Source organism: Ensifer sp. 38_S197 (assembly GCF_056924495.1).
Genome location: NZ_JBXOVZ010000002.1, coordinates 1,222,645 through 1,239,260, shown reverse-complemented (window position 1 = coordinate 1,239,260; position 16,616 = coordinate 1,222,645). Strand labels below are relative to the sequence as shown.

Genomic DNA, 16,616 nt, shown 5'->3' with positions numbered 1-16,616 from the left:
GCTCGCCCACAGGAGGATGGAGTAAACATGCCGGCTACCGACAAGACCGATCGCGCCGTGACGACCGTCACCGCGCAGGAAGCGCTCGACTTTCACTCGCAGGGCCGTCCCGGAAAGCTGGAGATTTCCCCCACCAAGGCCATGGCCACGCAGCGCGACCTTTCGCTCGCCTATTCGCCTGGTGTCGCCGTTCCGGTAAAGGCCATCGCCGAGGACCCCTCCACCGCCTACGACTATACGACGCGCGGCAACATGGTGGCCGTGATCTCGAACGGCACCGCCATTCTGGGCCTCGGCAATCTCGGGGCGCTCGCCTCCAAGCCGGTCATGGAAGGCAAGTCGGTGCTGTTCAAGCGGTTCGCCGACGTCGATTCCATCGACCTCGAGGTCGATACCGAGAATGTCGACGAATTCATCAACTGCGTGCGCTTTCTCGGCCCCTCCTTCGGCGGCATCAACCTCGAAGACATCAAGGCGCCGGACTGTTTCATCATCGAGCAGAAGCTGCGCGAGGTCATGGACATTCCGGTGTTCCATGACGACCAGCACGGCACCGCGATTATCGCCGCCGCCGGCCTCATCAACGCGCTGGCACTGACGGGTCGCGACTTCAAGACCACCAAGCTCGTCTGCAACGGCGCCGGTGCTGCCGCCATCGCCTGTATCGAGCTCATCAAGTCGATGGGCTTCAACTCGGAAAATGTCATCCTCTGCGACACCAAGGGCGTCATCTTCGAGGGCCGCACCGAGGGCATGAACCAGTGGAAGTCGGCGCATGCGGTCAAGACCGACCGCCGCACGCTCGCCGAAGCGCTCGATGGCGCCGATGTGGTCTTCGGCCTTTCGGCCAAGGGTGCGCTGTCGGAAGACATGGTCCGCTCGATGGCGCCGCGGCCGATCATCTTCGCCATGGCCAATCCGGATCCGGAAATCACGCCGGAGGAAGTCACTCGCATCCGTGACGACGCGATCGTCGCCACCGGCCGCTCGGACTATCCGAACCAGGTCAACAACGTGCTCGGCTTCCCCTACATCTTCCGCGGCGCGCTCGACGTGCGCGCGACGACGATCAACGACGAGATGAAGATCGCCGCCGCGCAAGCGCTGGCGAGCCTTGCCAAGGAAGACGTGCCCGACGATGTCGCCGCGGCCTATCAGGGCAACCGGCCACGCTTCGGCGCGCAATACATCATTCCGGTTCCCTTCGACCCGCGCCTAATCTCGGCGATCCCGATGGCGGTCGCGAAGGCGGCAATGGAAAGCGGCGTCGCCCGCAAGCCGATCACCGATCTCGAAGCCTATGGCCGCCAGCTCTCCGCCCGGCGCGACCCGATCGCCTCGACGCTGCAGCGTATCTACGAACGCGTCCGGCGCCAGCCGAAGCGCATCGTCTTTGCCGAAGGCGAAGAGGTGCAGGTCATGCGCTCGGCAATCGCCTATGCCAACCAGCAACTCGGCACCGCCATCCTGCTCGGCCGCGAGGAACGCATGCGCGAGACGGCGGAGCGCGAGGGCATCGACCTCGACCGCCCGGGCATCCAGATCGTCAATGCACGGCTTTCCAAGCGCGTCGGCGCCTATACGGACTATCTCTACGCCCGTCTGCAGCGGAAAGGCTTCCTTTTCCGCGACGCCCAGCGCCTGATCAACAACGACCGCAACCACTTCGCCGCCTGCATGGTGGCGCTCGGCGATGCCGACGGCATGGTCACGGGTATTACCCGCAACTATTCGACGGCGCTCGAGGACGTGCGTCGCTGCATCGATCCGAAGCCAGGTCACCGCGTGATCGGCGTCTCGATCGCGCTCTGCCGCGGCCGCACCGTGCTCGTCGCCGACACGGCAGTGCACGACATGCCCTCTTCGGAAGAGCTTGCCGATATCGCCGAGGAAGCCGCCGGCCTCGCCAAGCGGCTCGGCTATGTGCCGCGCGTGGCAATGCTTGCCTATTCCACCTTCGGCCATCCCTCGGGCGAACGCTCCGAGCGGGTGCGCGAAGCGGTCAACATCCTCGACAAGCGCCGCGTCGACTTCGAGTATGACGGCGAAATGGCGGCAGACGTGGCGCTCAACGCCCGCGTCATGGAGCAATATCCGTTCTGCCGCCTCTCGGGCACGGCCAACGTGCTCGTCATGCCGGCGTTCCACTCGGCATCGATCTCGACCAAGATGCTGCAGGAACTCGGCGGCTCCACCGTGATCGGTCCGCTGCTCGTCGGCTTCGACAAGTCGATCCAGATTGTTTCGATGTCGGCCAAGGATTCCGACATCGTCAACATGGCAGCCATTGCCGCCTACAATGCCGGCATGTGACCCCGACGAATGTACTATTTTGACACAGGCCTGGCACTCGAAGTCGCCGGGCCTGCCGAAATAGTAACAAATCGGCACAATTTGTAAAAAGAAGAGCTCGCATCTCCCGTAGAGAAGAGGCGAGCTCAAAATCAGGCAACAGTACTACGTTTCAGGTAATGAAAGACGGAGGATTTTGGTCTCTATGCCGACCGATCTCCGGAAATGATCGGCCATTCCTCCGTTATTTTCTCTATTCTCTCGTCATGAAATTAGAGAAGAACTTGACAATACAAGTCTCTCTTTCAGGCTAGAAAGTCAAACTCGTCATTAATATTTGGTTAATCCCGGCAGGCGCCCGTCAGGAGACGGACGTCGCGAACCGCCCGGCATCGGCGCCGTAATAATTGAGATAGCGGCCGGAAATATTGCTGATCGGCAGGACGATCAAAACATCCGTCGTATGGAAGGCATGATCGACCACCGCGCCGTCGCCAACCATTGCGCCAAGGCGCATGTAGCCCTTGATCAACGGCGGCAGGGCGGCGAGAGCCTTTTTCGCATTGATCGCCTCGGCCGGCATCAGGTCCATGGTCCGATGCAGTTCCGGACGCGCGCTCACCGCCCATTCGTCACGGGCGCGAATGTTGTGGTGCAGGAAGGAGAGCGCCAGCGCGTGCTCGGCCGGCACGACACCGGGGAAGGAGCCGCAGCCGAACATGGCGTCCATGCCGTATTTAAGGGCATAGGCCCAGTTTCCCTGCCAAAGCAGCTCCACCGTCCGCTTGGTGCGGTAGTCCGGCAATACGCAGGAGCGGCCGAGCTCCATGAAGCGCTTGGTCGGGTGGCGCGCGAGAAGCTGATCGATCGCAAATTCGGAAGCCGAATAGAAGCCGCCTGCCCGCTCGGCCACATCCTGGCGCAGCAAGCGATAGGTGCCGACGATCTGATCCTCGGTATCGCCCTCGATCGAGGTGTCGAGAACCAGAAGGTGATCGCAGATCGCGTCCCAGCTATCGACGTCGCGCTTGCGGCGGTCGGCTTCGGCGCCAACCTGCGCCTTCATCTCTTCGACGAAAACCCTGTAGCGGACGGCCTGGGCAGCATCGATCTCCGATGCCGTGCGCGCCAGGCGCGTCTCGAGATTGGCGATCCGGCCAAGAACGTCGGTCGTCGGGACGGCGGCCTTCTTGCCGATGCAAGCCTGAGAAGTGTCTACCACGTTCGCCGAATCCAGTAGCTCGATGGCCATCCGCGTCATCCCGAATCAATTCCGTCTGCCGGGCTTAGACCACGTTTCTGCAACAACATAGTGACATGAAGGCGGCGCACAACCCCCGCTCCCCGATCGATACCGTTACCACTGCCGAAGTTACCGTTTGCGCAGCAGGCGGTCGATCTCCGAAGTCAGCAGTTGCGGATCGGCGGGCTTCGACAACACCGCGTCCGCACCGGCGCCCATCAGCTTGTCGCGCATATCGGCGCGCACATCCGACGTCAGGATGATCACGGGCAAGCGTGGCGCCGAACGCGCGGTCTCGTCGGCGCGCAGGTGCTGCAGCAGCGAAAGCCCGTCGCCGCCCGGCATGTTGAGATCGGTCACCAGCAGTTCCGGAAGTGGACGCTCGCCGGGCGCATGCAGGGCCTCGGCAACGGCGCCGAAGTCGCTGACGACGCGGACCGAATGCCCCGAGCGCTGGAGCACGGTGCGAACGATCAGCGCGTTGACCGGATCGTCTTCGGCCAGAAGGATCCCATTCGCCCTGTTGCGGACGGGAGCGGTCGCCGGCTCCTCCCGCAGGACGGGCCGGTTGTCGTTGATCGCGTCGCGCTTCTCGATTCCCTTCAGGCGACCGAGCAGCACCTCGACCAGGGATTTTTCGCGCAGCGGCCGGATCAGCCAGGCCTCGTAGCCGTCCATCTGGTTGACGGGATGGCTGTTGCGTTCCTCCGGATTGATCAGATAGGTGCGCCGCACTTCCAACCGCGCGATCGCCGGCTGCAGCGAAAGCAACTGCTTGTATTGCTGGGCGTGGCGGTGGTCGACGATCACGTCGGTCAAGGGCGCACCGCCGGCGAGCACGTCCGCAAGGACATGCTGGGCCGCAGCAAGCGTGGTCGCGCGGTGGCACCGACCGCCGAGTGTGGCGATCGTCGCCGCGAGCGCCGCCGAGGCCGGACCATCCGGCGCCATGACCAGGACATGGGAGCCGGCAAGGCACGTCTGGCGCTCCGGCGCCACCGGCTCGATCTCGGCAAAAGGCAGGCGAATTTCAAAGCGACTGCCGCGCCCGGGCGCGCTTGCCGCCGTGAGGCTGCCGCCGCAGGCCTGCATGATCCGTCGGGAGATGGCGAGGCCAAGCCCGGTCCCCTTCGCCCGCTGCTCGTCGTTGCCGGCCTGCTCGAACTCCTCGAAGATGCGTTTCAGATCTTCCGGCGACATGCCCGGGCCGGTGTCGTCGATGCGAATCCGAACGCATTCGTCGACCGTATCGGCGCTGACAAAGACGCCGCCGACTTCGGTGAATTTGACCGCGTTGCCGATGACGTTGAAAAGCACCTGACGCAGACGCGCCGCGTCGAACGCCATTTCGGCGGGCACGTCGACGGCGACCGTCGCGCCGATCTCGATGCCTTTTTCATGCGCCCGGTTGGAGAGCATCTCCACCACGCTCTCGACGACGGCGCGCGGATCCTGTCGGGTCGGGCGGAACTGGAAGCGGCCGGCCGAGAGCGACGAGAAATCGATCAGATCCTCGACGAGCTGGACCAGCGCATGGCCGGATTGCTGCATGCCGGCGAGGTAGTTCTTCTGCTCGCTCGACAGTCGGGTCTGGCCGAGAAGATGGCTCATGCCGAGGATGCCGGAAAGCGGCGTGCGGATCTCATGGCTGACGGTGGCAAGCAGCCGCGACTTCGCCTTGCTCGCCTCCTCCGCCCGCCGGCGTGCCGCTTCGCGTTCGCGCGCGGCCTTCGCCTCCTCGGTGACGTCTCGGGCGATGCTGTGGCGCATGAGCTTGCCGCTGGCCGGATCGCGGGCGATCACGTCGTGCCAGTCGTAAAGACGCACGCCATCCGATACCGCAATCCGCACCAGGTAGTGATTGGGCGCGACCTTCGGCTCGAAGCTCAGGCCAAGCGTCGCACAATCGAGGCCGCGGACATCGGAGCGGCCGCAGACCTGATGGAAGACCGCGTTGGCATGAACGATCTTTCCGTCCATGCCGCGCATGATCGCGAGGTCACCGAGCGCATCATGAATGGTCGAGAGCAACGCGGACGTTTCGGAGCGGTGCCAATCGCCATCCCTGTCCGCTTCGTCGCGTGCCTGCCTGCCATCGAAAGACCGTATGGCTTCGACGACGAGTAGGAGCACGCCGACCGAGCCTGCCGCCGCGATCGCCGCCGAAAACAGGTAGAAGCCGGCACTCATGCCGATGACGAGAATGAGCCCGGAAGCGATCAGGCCGAGCAAGGCCAGCGAGGCCTGACTGACCGCATGGCGCTTGCCGTCGACGGGTGCTTCCTGCGCGGGGACCGGAGGCGGCACCTCGACAGGGAGCGGAGCAACCAGCGGCGCTTCTCCTGTCCGGCCCCCTCTCCGGAAGCCGGATTCGATCCGCTCCAGCAATCGTGACGGTTCGCTCATGCGATCCGGCTAACACGACAAGCGTTCCGAATGGCTTCAATGCACCGATAAAATCTTAACGATCGGCCTTTTTCGCGTGCAACAGCTCGTCAAGGATGATCGCGCCTGCGCCGATGGTGATGAAAGTATCGGCGAGGTTGAAGACGGCGAAGGACCAGGTCTCCGTATAGAAAAGGATGTAGTCGATCACGTAGCCGAAGATCAGGCGGTCGACGAGGTTTCCGAGCGCACCGGCGATGATCAGCGCATAGCCCAAATGCGCGAAGAACCGGTCCTTCGGCGTGCGCTTCCAAAGCCAGAGCACGAAGGCGACGACGGTGAGCCGCATACCGACGATGAACCAGCCCTCCATGCCCGACAGCATCGAGAAGGCAACGCCGTAATTATAGGTGCGGTAGAGCGCCAGCATCGGCACGACATGGACCGCCTGGTTGAAGGGCAGGTAGAGCTCGACCAGATACTTGATCACCTGGTCGGTGATGAGTGCGAGAAGGATGAAGACCGCGATCGGCAGCGGCCGGGAAAACAGCACCTGCTTCTCGCTCATGCGCGGGCTTCCAATGTGAGCAGATGACGGCGTGCCTCGAACAGCATGATGCCGGTGGCGATCGCCAGGTTCAGCGAATCGGCGCGCCCGGCCTGCGGGATGCGTGCGAGCGCACCGGCCTCACGGGCAAGTTCTTCCGGCAGACCCGCCTGCTCGTTGCCCATCAGGATCACCACGGGCTTCGACTTGTAATCGATGGTGCGGTAGTCGACGGCGCCGGCAAGATGGGTTGCAACCACCTTCGCACCGGCGGATTTCTGCCAGCGGATGAAATCTTCGGCACTCGCGCGTGCCACCGGCATCGCGAAGACCGAGCCCATGGTGGCGCGTACGGTTTCGAGCGAAAACGGATCGGTGGTCTCGCCGACGAGAATGATGCCGGAGGCGCCGGCGGCATCGGCCGTGCGGATGATGGTGCCGAGGTTGCCGGGGTCGCGGACCCGGTCCAGTGCCACATAGGTTTCGCCCAGCTGCGGCTTCAGATCCTTCAGCGACTGGTAGCGCTGCTCGAAGATGCCGACGACCATCTGCGGATTGTCGCGCCGGGTGATCGCCGACAGCACCTTCTCGCTGACTTCGAGCACCAGGCCGCCCTTGGCGAAGGTCTTCGCCGCCACCTGTTCGACATGCGGCTTGCCCTTGGCAGCCTTGGCATAGATCAGCGTCTTGATCTTCCAGCCGAGATCGAGCGCGTCGATCACCAGCTTCAGGCCCTCGGCCATGAAAGACCGCGTCTCGTCGCGGTGTTTCTTCTGTGCCAGCGCGCGGATGTCCTTGATGATCGGGTTGGTGAGGCTCGTGACCTCCTTCACCTGACCGACACGACCGGCGCCGTGTTCGCTTCTGTCGTTCGTCATTGCGGCACCCAGCGGCTGAAGAGAGAGGTCGAAAGCGCCCTGCCCGGCTCGCGGCCGTCAAGTCCGCCCTCGCGGATGATGAGCTCGCCCGATTCCACCCGGCCGCCGCGGCCGCGCATCGTCTCGCGCATCAGTTCATGGATCGAGTAGAAGCTCGCCCGGATCGAATAGGCGGTCAGCACCAGGCCGCGCGCTTCCGGCGAGAGGATCTCGCGGCAGATATCGAGCATCGCGGCCAGATGATCGAAGAGTTGCCAGACTTCGCCATTCGGACCCCGGCCGAACTTCGGCGGATCGGTCAGGATGATGTCATAGCGGCTGCCGCGGCGCTCTTCCCGCTGGATGAACTTCATCGCGTCGTCGCAGATCCAGCGGATCGGCAGCTTTTCGGCGCGCGCCAGTTGCTGGTTCTCGCGCGCCCAGCCGATCGCCTTCTTCGAGGCGTCGACATGGGTGACCTCGGCGCCGGCCTTGGCGGCGATCAGCGAGGCGACCCCGGTGTAGCCGAAGAGGTTCAGAACCTTGAGCGGCCGCCCCGCCGCTTCCACCTGATCCTTGACCCAGCTCCAGTGCGCCAATTGTTCCGGAAAGACGCCGACATGGCGGAACGAGGTAAAGCGGCCGTGGAAATCGGTTCCGAGAAGCTGCATCGGCCAGGTTTCGCCGAGCACGGCGCCGGGAAAGCGCCAGCGGCCCATGCCGTCCTCATCGGTGTCGCCGGTGAAGATCGCGTCGGCCTTTTGCCAGACGCCGTCCGGCAGGCTTCGCGGCCATAGCGCCTGCGCCTCCGGGCGCACGATGCGATAGGGGCCGTATTGCTCGAGCTTCTCGCCGGCCCCGCTGTCGATCAGATGGTAACCCGAAGCGCCTGTTGTCTCCAGGATGAGCGGCACGCGTTCGGCCGGCTTTTCGCCGGTTCGCCGGGCGATCTCCCGCGCCGGTGCTTCCTGCGCAGGAGCCTGCCTGACAGGCTTGTCGCGCGTCTCCGTGCCCTGCGCTGTCGCTGGCCGCGGCGGCCGTTCCTTGAAGCCACCGCCCTTCGGCGGAACCGGACGCTTCTGGTCATGACGGCCACCGCCACGCGCCTCGGCGCCGCGGCCCTTGGCCGTCGTCACGGAGGCATTCTTCGACCGCCGGTCCTTTTCCTTCACGTTGAAATCCCTGGGCTTGTTAGAACATGTGTCGCCTGCCCTCCGCAACATCGAGCGCAAGCGGGCGGACGTCATGAGGTTTGTCGCCGCGGCCTCGAGCCACGGTATCCATTGAACGTGCAAATAGCATCGCTGATGCACTTGGCAAAGCCGTTTCCGTTTTGCGAAGATCAGCGCGGAAGAACCCGCCGCGAATATCCTTGGGCCGGAACCGGCTTGGGGACAAAATTCTGGCAGCAGGCCTAATGTGTTACAGCGATTTTGGCGCGTCGATGCCGACGCGCGGCGTGCAACGGGAGGAAAGCGCATGGACATGACCGGCGAAGAGCGGATTTCTGCGGGGCGCGACGCAGTGTGGCGCGGCCTCAACGATCCGGAAATCCTGAAACGGTGCATCCCCGGCTGTCAGTCGCTGGAGATGACTTCGCCGACCGAACTTGCGGCGGTTGTGAAGATCAAGATCGGCCCCGTCTCGGCTTCGTTCACCGGCAACGTCGTGCTCTCCAATCTCAACCCGCCGGAAGGCTATACGATCTCGGGCGAAGGAAAGGGCGGCATCGCCGGTTTCGCCAAGGGCGGCGCCGATGTCACCTTGACGGAGGATGGCGCGGAGACGGTGCTGCGTTACGACGTCAAGGCGGAGGTCGGCGGCAAGCTCGCCCAGCTCGGCTCGCGCCTCATCGATTCGACCGCAAAGAAGCTCGCGCAGCAGTTCTTCACCGACTTCGGCGCGGCTGTTAGCGGCGAGCAGGCAGAAGCGGCGAGCTGAACGCTCGCCACTTCCGCAGTATCAACACCAACGCTCAATTCTGAGGGGCGGCCAAAGTTGCCTGGGTGGCGAGCTTTTCGGCCTGGCTGCGATGCTTCTCAGCTTCGCGGTGCCATTTCAGCGCCTCGTTCGCCTCGGTGCGCGCGCGGCGGCGATACTTGCCCTGACTGAACCAGGTCGCTGCCGCACCGAGGATCACGCCGACGATGACGGCGAGAAAAAGGAAGACGAAGAAGGGCGCGCTGATCGAAAGCACGCTGTCTTCCGGGCGGAAAGGATTGAGCGCCAGCGTCACGCTCTGGCGGTTGGCGACACTGAGAACGATCAGGATCACGCCAACCGGAATGAGAACAACGATATTGATCAGTTTCTTGAACATTCAATCGCTCCAGCTTGCGGGCAGCCACAAGGTTTCCGGTGGCCACATGGGACAACGGGCGTCAATTGCGCCGGACCGCTGAGACCGAGAAAGACGATCAGTCTTCGTCGTCGCCATTCATGCCGGGATTAAGGCGCTCGCGCAATTCCTTGCCGGTCTTGAAGAACGGCACCCACTTTTCCTCGACGAAAACGGAATCGCCGGTGCGCGGATTGCGCCCGGAGCGCGACGGACGGTTTTTGACGGAGAAAGCACCGAACCCGCGCAGCTCCACCCGATTGCCTGCCGCGAGCGCGTCTGTGATCTCATCGAGAACCGCATTGACGATGTTTTCGACGTCGCGGTGATAGAGATGCGGATTGCGAGCTGCAACAATCTGCACCAGTTCTGACTTGATCACTGTCGCCCCCTCAAATTCTTGTTTGTTTTGCTTTTTCGGTCTGCATTGTGATTGCCGCTAGGATATGGCCGACGCTTACGAAAACGTCAGCATCTCCTGACGGCTCAGGCTGGGCATATGTCGCCTTCCTCATTGGCCATCAACCTGCCAAACCGAAACAAGACCGTCAAGAAACAACTTGTCGCCCGCAATTTTTTCAAGCCCGCTCATTGCCGGAAAAGCGTCATATCCCAACATCTTGATCCAATTCGCAGCCACCGCGCCGAGGCCAAAAGGCAGGGTCTTGCGCGGTGCTTCCCAATCGACGATCGGCAGGTCCTTCGATACCTTTTTCTCTGTGAGGAAGGCGCGGATTTCATCTTCGCCGCCGAGCGTGTCGACGAGCTTCGCCTTCAGCGCCTGGCGCCCGGTGAAAATGCGGCCGTCAGCAAGCAGCAGCGCCTCGGGACGCGGCAGCTTGCGGCGCTCGGCGACCAGGTCGACGAACCAGGCATAGCTGTCGTCGATCATTCCCTGGATCATCGACTTGGCCTCGTCGCTTGCCGGATGGAAGGGTGACGGCTCCGCCTTCAGCGGCCGCGACTTGATCGATTCCAGCGATACGCCGAGCTTGTCCATCAGGTCCTTGATCTGCGGATACTGGAAGATGACGCCGATGGAGCCGGTGATCGAGCTTTCGCCGGCGATGATCGTGTCGCCCGCGAGCGCGATCATGTAACCCGCCGAAGCGGCCAGCGTGCGGACGTCGGAAACGACGGGCTTCTTGGCGGCAACCTTGCGGATCGCCTTATAAAGAACCTCGCCGCCGTAGGTGGTGCCGCCCGGGGACGAAATGGTCACGACCAGCGCCTTGACGCTGTCGTTGTCGGCAATCCTCTGGAGCCGCTCGAGGAGCTCCCGGTCGTCCTGGATCAGGCCGCTGATGCTGACACGCGCCACGTGCGCACGGGTGCGGCTGACGTCCTCCGCAGCGCCGGACCAGACGAAGATGGCGAGCGCCGCCAAGAGAAGCAGGCCTGCCACCATCCAGCGCCAGAAGCTCAGTTTCCGACGCAGGCTGCGGCGATCGGCGATGGCGAGTTCGTCCATGTGGGTTTCTCCCGAATTGTTGGCGCAGCTTCTGTCAGTTTCCGCGGGAACGTGCTATCTGCGCGCGCAGAGGCATATTCCATAAACGCGCTTGGCCACGGTTGAAAGCCGCGGCTGGCGTTTTCGTGCTTCACCCGAGTTTTTTTGCAGCGCCATTGTGCAGCAGCAAAAAATATCCATATTTGCGACGACTTACACCAGTGTATGTATATGACCCTTCGCGGGTCAGCGATAAAAAAGCAGTAGAACCGACAGGCCCTTTCATGTTGAACCACGCGCCAGCCCCGGGCATTTTTGCCGATACGGGCGAGAGCTCCGCCGACGCCTATGCGCTCGCTGCGAGGCACTCCGTGCGCGTTCGGCGGCTGAAGGTCATCCTGCCCGTGGCCGCCGGCATCATTGCAGTGATCTTTGCCGCCGTTTCCTTCGTCAGGGCCTTCATTCCCGTTGATCTGCAACTCGAAACGGCGACCATCGAGGATGGAAAGATCGTCATGCAGAATCCGGCCATCTCCGGCCGAAACAAGCAGGGCATCAGCTATTCGATGAAGGCCCAACGGGCGCTCCAGGATATCGCCAACCCGGATATCATCACCCTTCAGACGATCCATGCGGAAATGCCGATGAAGGATTCGTTGGTCGCGACGGTGGACGCCACCAACGGCATCTATGACCGTGGCGCCAATACGCTCGACATGAACGCCCCGTTCACCATTTCCGTCAATAATGGCATGAACGCCGACTTCCAGTCGGCCTATCTGAACATCAATGCCGGCGAAATGGAAACGAAGCGGCCCGTTGCGATCAGCATGAAGGGCGGTTCGATCATTGCGCAGACGCTGCGAATGACGGATAAGGGACGTATTGTAATATTTGAGGGCATGGTGAGGGTGAACGTTGAGCCCACCGCCATCCGCAAGAACGCGAACTAGGATCCGGTGCACTCCATGTCGGCCACAACTGCCTCTTTTTTCAGGATTTCCGCCAGTCTGGCGATTGCCGGCGTCGGCGCCTTGATCATTGCCTCCGGCGCTTCGGCGCAGGCCACGTCCAGCAAGATGAAGGGCCTTGAACTCTCCAACGACAAGCCGATCCAGATCGAGAGCGACAAGCTCGAGATCAAGGATCCGGAGAGCAAGGCTATCTTTACCGGCAACGTCAAGGTCGTGCAGGGCACGACGACGCTTCAGGCCGGCAACATGGTGGTCTTCTACAAGTCCGGCGGCGGCTCGGTTTCGAGCGGCGACGCCGACATCGACCGCATCGAGGTCAGCGAAAAGGTCTTCCTGAGCTCGGGCACGCAGCAGGCGACGGCAGACACCGGTTCCTTCGACATGACGAAGCAGATCTTCGTGCTCAAGGGCGACAAGGTCGTGCTGTCGGAAGGCAAGAACGTCTTCGTCGGCTGCCAGCTCAATGTCCAGATGGAAACCGGAGAGGCTCAACTCGAAGCCTGTGGCGGCCGCGTGCAGATCCAGCTCGACCCGAAGTCCCGCAAGCAAAAGTGACGTAGACCGCTCGTGCACTTTCCCTTCCTTCACAAGCGCAAACGGGTCCGCAAGCCGTCGGCGACAGTCGCGGCCGTTTCCGGACACGCGGTCGACAAGGCGCGTTACGACGGCACGCTGATCGCGCGCGGCCTGACGAAGGCCTATCGCGAACGCCGGGTCGTCAACGGCGTTTCACTGGTGGTGCGTCGCGGCGAGGCCGTGGGCCTGCTTGGACCGAACGGCGCCGGCAAGACCACCTGCTTCTACATGATCACCGGCCTCGTGCCGGTCGACGAAGGCTCGATCGAGATCAACGGCAACGACGTCACGACCATGCCGATGTACCGGCGCGCGCGTCTTGGCGTCGGCTACCTGCCGCAGGAAGCGTCGATCTTTCGCGGACTGACGGTCGAGGAAAACATCCGCGCCGTGCTCGAGGTCCATGACAAGAACCTGGAGCGGCGCGAGAGCAAGCTCAACGATCTGCTGGGCGAGTTCAACATCACCCACCTACGCAAGTCCCCGGCGATCGCGCTCTCGGGCGGCGAGCGGCGGCGCCTCGAAATCGCCCGCGCGCTTGCGACCGATCCGACCTTCATGCTGCTGGACGAACCGTTCGCCGGCGTCGATCCGATTTCGGTCGCCGACATCCAGGCGCTCGTCCGTCACCTCACTTCGCGCGGCATCGGTGTGCTCATCACCGACCATAATGTCCGCGAGACGCTCGGCCTCATCGATCGCGCCTACATCATCCATGCCGGCGAAGTGCTGACCCATGGTCGCGCCAACGACATTGTCACCAATCCTGACGTGCGCCGGCTCTATCTCGGCGACAATTTCAGCCTTTGAGGGCGCTTCGCGGGCAATTCCGCCCGCGACCACGCTTGACCAAACCTTCTCGATAAGCAATTTTTGGGCCAATTGATAAGGGCCCGTCCGATTATCGGAGAAGCATTGCGGCCCCAGGAGATTTCTCGGGAGTTTCGCGTCAGCATGGCACTGTCCGCCAGCCTTCATCTGCGCCAGTCCCAGTCCCTGGTGATGACGCCACAGCTCATGCAGTCGATCCAGCTGCTGCAGATGACGCATCTCGAGCTCAATCAATTCATCGCCCAGGAAGTCGAAAAGAACCCGCTGCTCGAATTTCAGGCAAATGACGATCTGCCGATCACGCCGGAGCGCGGCGAGAACACGGCAGGCGACGAAGCTCCGGGTGACGATTTCGGCGCACAGGCTGACCTTTACGACAATGCGACATCGCCGAACGGCGAACGGCTCGGCGAACAACTCGACGCCGATTTCGCCAATGTCTATCAGGACGATACGGCGCCCCAACGCGCGGACGCGCCCGAACTGCTCGGCCAGTGGAAGTCGATGCCCGGTGGCGGCGAGGGCGAAGACTACGACCTCGACGACTTCGTCGCCGGCCGCAAGAGCCTGCGCGAAACGCTTACCGAACAATTGCCCTTCGCGCTGCCAGCCCCCTCGGATCGACTGATCGCGCAGCACCTCATCGACCAGCTCGACGAGGCCGGCTATCTTCAAGCGGACCTTGACGAGGTCGCCGAACGGCTGGGCGCCGCCCATGCGGATGTCGTGCGGGTATTGCTGACGCTACAGCAGTTCGATCCGCCCGGTGTCTTCGCGCGCTCGCTCGGCGAATGCCTTGCGATCCAGTTGCGCGCCCGCGACCGCCTCGATCCGGCGATGGCGGCACTGCTCGCCAATCTCGAACTGCTGGCGCGACGCGATTTCGCAACACTCAAGAAGATCTGCGGCGTCGATGAAGAGGACCTGATCGACATGCTGGCGGAAATCCGCAAGCTCGATCCGAAGCCCGGGACCAGCTTCGAGACCAGCGTCAGCGAGGCGATCGTGCCCGACATCGTCGTGCGGGCCGCGCCAGACGGCGCATGGATGGTCGAGCTCAATCCGGACGCCCTGCCGCGGGTGCTGGTCAACCAGGACTATTTCGCTGCGGTCTCACGCGGCACACAGAAGAACAGCGCCGACCAGGCCTTCCTCAACGAGTGTCTGCAGAACGCGAACTGGCTGACCCGCAGCCTCGACCAGCGTGCCCGGACGATCATGAAGGTTGCCACCGAGATCGTTCGCCAGCAGGACGCGTTCCTGGCCAACGGCATCGGCCATTTGAGACCGCTGAACCTCAAGACGGTCGCCGATGCGATCAAGATGCATGAATCGACCGTCAGCCGGGTGACCTCCAACAAATACATGCTGACGCCACGGGGGCTTTTCGAGCTCAAGTATTTCTTCACCGTCTCGATCGGCTCGGCCGAAGGCGGCGACAGCCATTCGGCGGAATCCGTGCGCCACCGGATCCGCACGATGATCCAGGAGGAGAGCGCTGAAGCCGTGCTTTCCGACGACGATATCGTCGATAGCCTCAAGAAGGCCGGCATCGACATTGCCCGCCGCACGGTTGCCAAATACCGGGAGGCGATGAGCATCCCCTCCTCCGTGCAGCGGCGACGGGAAAAGCGGGCGCTGGCCAAGGCCTCCGGTTTCTGAGCACCGGAAGTTAAGCCGCATTAACTTTTTTGCGACCTCCAATTGACTCTCCCCGACACAGGCGATATGAGCCCGCCGCAATTGCCGGGGACATGCTCGCCCCGGAAGCGAACCGGTACGACCGGTGGCTGCGACAGAGGCGCGCCCGCAAGTCTGAAAGGCTTGGATGACGGGACCGCTTGGAATAGACTGGCTGCGCAAATCACGAACGAGAGAGGAAACTCCATGAGTGTGCGTGTATCCGGTAAACAGATGGAAATCGGCGATTCGTTCCGTGCCCGCATCGGCGAGCAGATCGAGCAGGCCGTTACCAAATATTTCGACGGAGGATATTCAAGCCAGGTCACTGTGGAAAAATCCGGGTCGCGCTTCAGCGCCGACTGCAAGCTTCATCTCGATACGGGCGTGGTTATGCAGGCGAACGGTCAGGCGAACGACCCCCAGGCTGCCTTTGACGCCGCATCGGATCGCATCGAAAAGCGCCTGCGTCGCTACAAGCGGAAGCTGAAGGACCACCATAACGGCAACGGACAGAACGCTGCCGAGGTAGCCTACACAGTGATGGATTCGGTGCCCTTCGAGGACGACGAAGTCCCCGAGGATTATGCGCCGACGATCGTCGCCGAAAGCACGAAACAGCTGAGGACGATGTCCGTCGCCAGTGCCGTGATGGCACTCGACATGACGGACGAACCCGTCCTGATGTTCCGTAGCCCCGGCAAGGACGATCTGAATATCGTCTACAGACGCAACGATGGAAATATTGGCTGGATTGACGCTGCCAATATCAAGGTATGAGCGGAGAGGGGAGCGCCGGCACGCTGGCGCTCCCCGTTCCCATAATCAGCGGGCAGGCCGGAAAATGTGACTTTTCTGTGCATGGAACCCGCCACGATAAAGATGGTTAGAGCCATTGCGACGCATTTGTGATGATGTTGTCCGGCTCTAACCGGCGAACGAGGACAAAAGAATGGCATTGGCAGGTCTACTGCATCAAAATGCGATCATCCCGGCCATGAGGGCCAACTCGAAAAAGCAGCTCCTCCAGGAATTGGCGGCAAAAGCATCTAAGATCACCGGACTTCCCGAGCGTGAAATCTTCGACGTGATCCTGCAGCGGGAGCGCCTAGGCTCCACCGGCGTCGGCAACGGCATCGCCATCCCGCACGGCAAGCTCAACAATCTTCCCTCGATCATCGGCATCTTCGCGCGACTGGAAACACCTGTCGATTTCGAGGCGCTCGACGACCAGCCCGTCGATCTCGTCTTCCTGCTGCTCGCTCCGGAAGGTGCCGGCGCCGATCACCTCAAGGCCTTGTCGCGCATCGCTCGCGTCCTGCGCGATCAGGACATGGTCGCCAAGATCCGCTCGAGCGATTCCGCCAGCGCGATCTATACGCTGCTCGACGACGACGCGACCTCGCACGCCGCCTGAAGACAGCAAACGGCGCGCGTCCGCCG

16 protein-coding genes are annotated in these 16,616 nt (G+C 62.5%); 8 read left to right on the top strand and 8 right to left on the bottom strand.

Annotation, left to right across the window (positions count from 1 at the left end):
• Positions 1-27 precede the first annotated feature (27 nt).
• The gene (locus tag AC1Z3V_RS19145; RefSeq protein ID WP_429811014.1) at positions 28-2,313 is read left to right on the top strand and encodes an NADP-dependent malic enzyme; all 2,286 of its coding nucleotides are present in this window, start codon (positions 28-30) and stop codon (positions 2,311-2,313) included.
• A 340-nt stretch (positions 2,314-2,653) separates the two neighbouring features.
• Here AC1Z3V_RS19145 and olsB read toward each other — a convergent pair whose 3' ends face one another.
• From olsB to AC1Z3V_RS19120, 5 genes are all read right to left on the bottom strand, one after another.
• Complete coding sequence (gene olsB / locus AC1Z3V_RS19140; RefSeq protein WP_483501100.1) at positions 2,654-3,544, bottom strand: l-ornithine N(alpha)-acyltransferase; 891 nt, start codon at positions 3,542-3,544, stop codon at positions 2,654-2,656.
• Between the two features lie 120 nt (positions 3,545-3,664).
• Entirely contained in the window at positions 3,665-5,941 is a 2,277-nt protein-coding gene (locus tag AC1Z3V_RS19135) for a hybrid sensor histidine kinase/response regulator (RefSeq protein WP_483501099.1), read from the bottom strand.
• A gap of 55 nt (positions 5,942-5,996) precedes the next feature.
• On the bottom strand, positions 5,997-6,488 hold the full coding sequence (gene lspA / locus AC1Z3V_RS19130) for a signal peptidase II (protein WP_483501097.1): 492 nt from the start codon (positions 6,486-6,488) through the stop codon (positions 5,997-5,999).
• The gene (locus AC1Z3V_RS19125) at positions 6,485-7,345 is read right to left on the bottom strand and encodes a TrmH family RNA methyltransferase (protein WP_483501095.1); all 861 of its coding nucleotides are present in this window, start codon (positions 7,343-7,345) and stop codon (positions 6,485-6,487) included. The genes lspA and AC1Z3V_RS19125 overlap by 4 nt, the downstream gene beginning before the upstream one ends.
• On the bottom strand, positions 7,342-8,496 hold the full coding sequence (locus tag AC1Z3V_RS19120) for a class I SAM-dependent methyltransferase (RefSeq protein WP_483501094.1): 1,155 nt from the start codon (positions 8,494-8,496) through the stop codon (positions 7,342-7,344). The genes AC1Z3V_RS19125 and AC1Z3V_RS19120 overlap by 4 nt, the downstream gene beginning before the upstream one ends.
• A 307-nt stretch (positions 8,497-8,803) precedes the next feature.
• On the opposite strand from AC1Z3V_RS19120, the gene AC1Z3V_RS19115 reads away from it, so the two are divergent.
• Complete coding sequence (locus AC1Z3V_RS19115; RefSeq protein WP_483501092.1) at positions 8,804-9,265, top strand: SRPBCC family protein; 462 nt, start codon at positions 8,804-8,806, stop codon at positions 9,263-9,265.
• Between the two features lie 34 nt (positions 9,266-9,299).
• On the opposite strand, the gene AC1Z3V_RS19110 is transcribed toward AC1Z3V_RS19115, so the two are convergent.
• The 3 genes from AC1Z3V_RS19110 to sppA all read right to left on the bottom strand — a co-directional run bounded on the left by AC1Z3V_RS19110 (position 9,300) and on the right by sppA (position 11,133).
• Positions 9,300-9,644 (bottom strand): DUF1049 domain-containing protein, encoded by a 345-nt coding sequence (locus AC1Z3V_RS19110; protein ID WP_483501091.1) that lies wholly within the window; start codon positions 9,642-9,644, stop codon positions 9,300-9,302.
• A 97-nt stretch (positions 9,645-9,741) separates the two neighbouring features.
• Positions 9,742-10,044, bottom strand: a complete 303-nt coding sequence (locus AC1Z3V_RS19105) for an integration host factor subunit beta (protein ID WP_025425688.1) — start codon at positions 10,042-10,044, stop codon at positions 9,742-9,744.
• Positions 10,045-10,173: 129 nt separating this feature from the next.
• A complete protein-coding gene (sppA, locus tag AC1Z3V_RS19100; protein ID WP_483501088.1) occupies positions 10,174-11,133 on the bottom strand; it encodes a signal peptide peptidase SppA in 960 nt (319 codons plus the stop codon).
• Between the two features lie 263 nt (positions 11,134-11,396).
• Between sppA and lptC the strand changes: the two genes are divergently transcribed.
• The 6 genes from lptC to ptsN all read left to right on the top strand — a co-directional run bounded on the left by lptC (position 11,397) and on the right by ptsN (position 16,590).
• Entirely contained in the window at positions 11,397-12,065 is a 669-nt protein-coding gene (gene lptC, locus AC1Z3V_RS19095; protein ID WP_483504117.1) for an LPS export ABC transporter periplasmic protein LptC, read from the top strand.
• Positions 12,066-12,080: 15 nt separating this feature from the next.
• Positions 12,081-12,641 carry an LptA/OstA family protein gene (locus tag AC1Z3V_RS19090; protein WP_429810994.1) on the top strand — a complete coding sequence of 187 codons (561 nt, stop codon included), beginning with the start codon at positions 12,081-12,083 and terminating at the stop codon, positions 12,639-12,641.
• 12 nt (positions 12,642-12,653) lie between these two features.
• Entirely contained in the window at positions 12,654-13,472 is an 819-nt protein-coding gene (gene lptB, locus AC1Z3V_RS19085; RefSeq protein ID WP_113536639.1) for an LPS export ABC transporter ATP-binding protein, read from the top strand.
• Between the two features lie 144 nt (positions 13,473-13,616).
• Positions 13,617-15,155: an RNA polymerase factor sigma-54 gene (rpoN, locus tag AC1Z3V_RS19080; protein ID WP_483501086.1), complete on the top strand. Its 1,539-nt coding sequence runs from the start codon at positions 13,617-13,619 to the stop codon at positions 15,153-15,155.
• A 225-nt stretch (positions 15,156-15,380) separates the two neighbouring features.
• Positions 15,381-15,953, top strand: a complete 573-nt coding sequence (gene hpf / locus AC1Z3V_RS19075) for a ribosome hibernation-promoting factor, HPF/YfiA family (RefSeq protein WP_429810990.1) — start codon at positions 15,381-15,383, stop codon at positions 15,951-15,953.
• A gap of 172 nt (positions 15,954-16,125) precedes the next feature.
• Complete coding sequence (gene ptsN, locus AC1Z3V_RS19070; RefSeq protein ID WP_275022465.1) at positions 16,126-16,590, top strand: PTS IIA-like nitrogen regulatory protein PtsN; 465 nt, start codon at positions 16,126-16,128, stop codon at positions 16,588-16,590.
• Positions 16,591-16,616 lie beyond the last annotated feature (26 nt).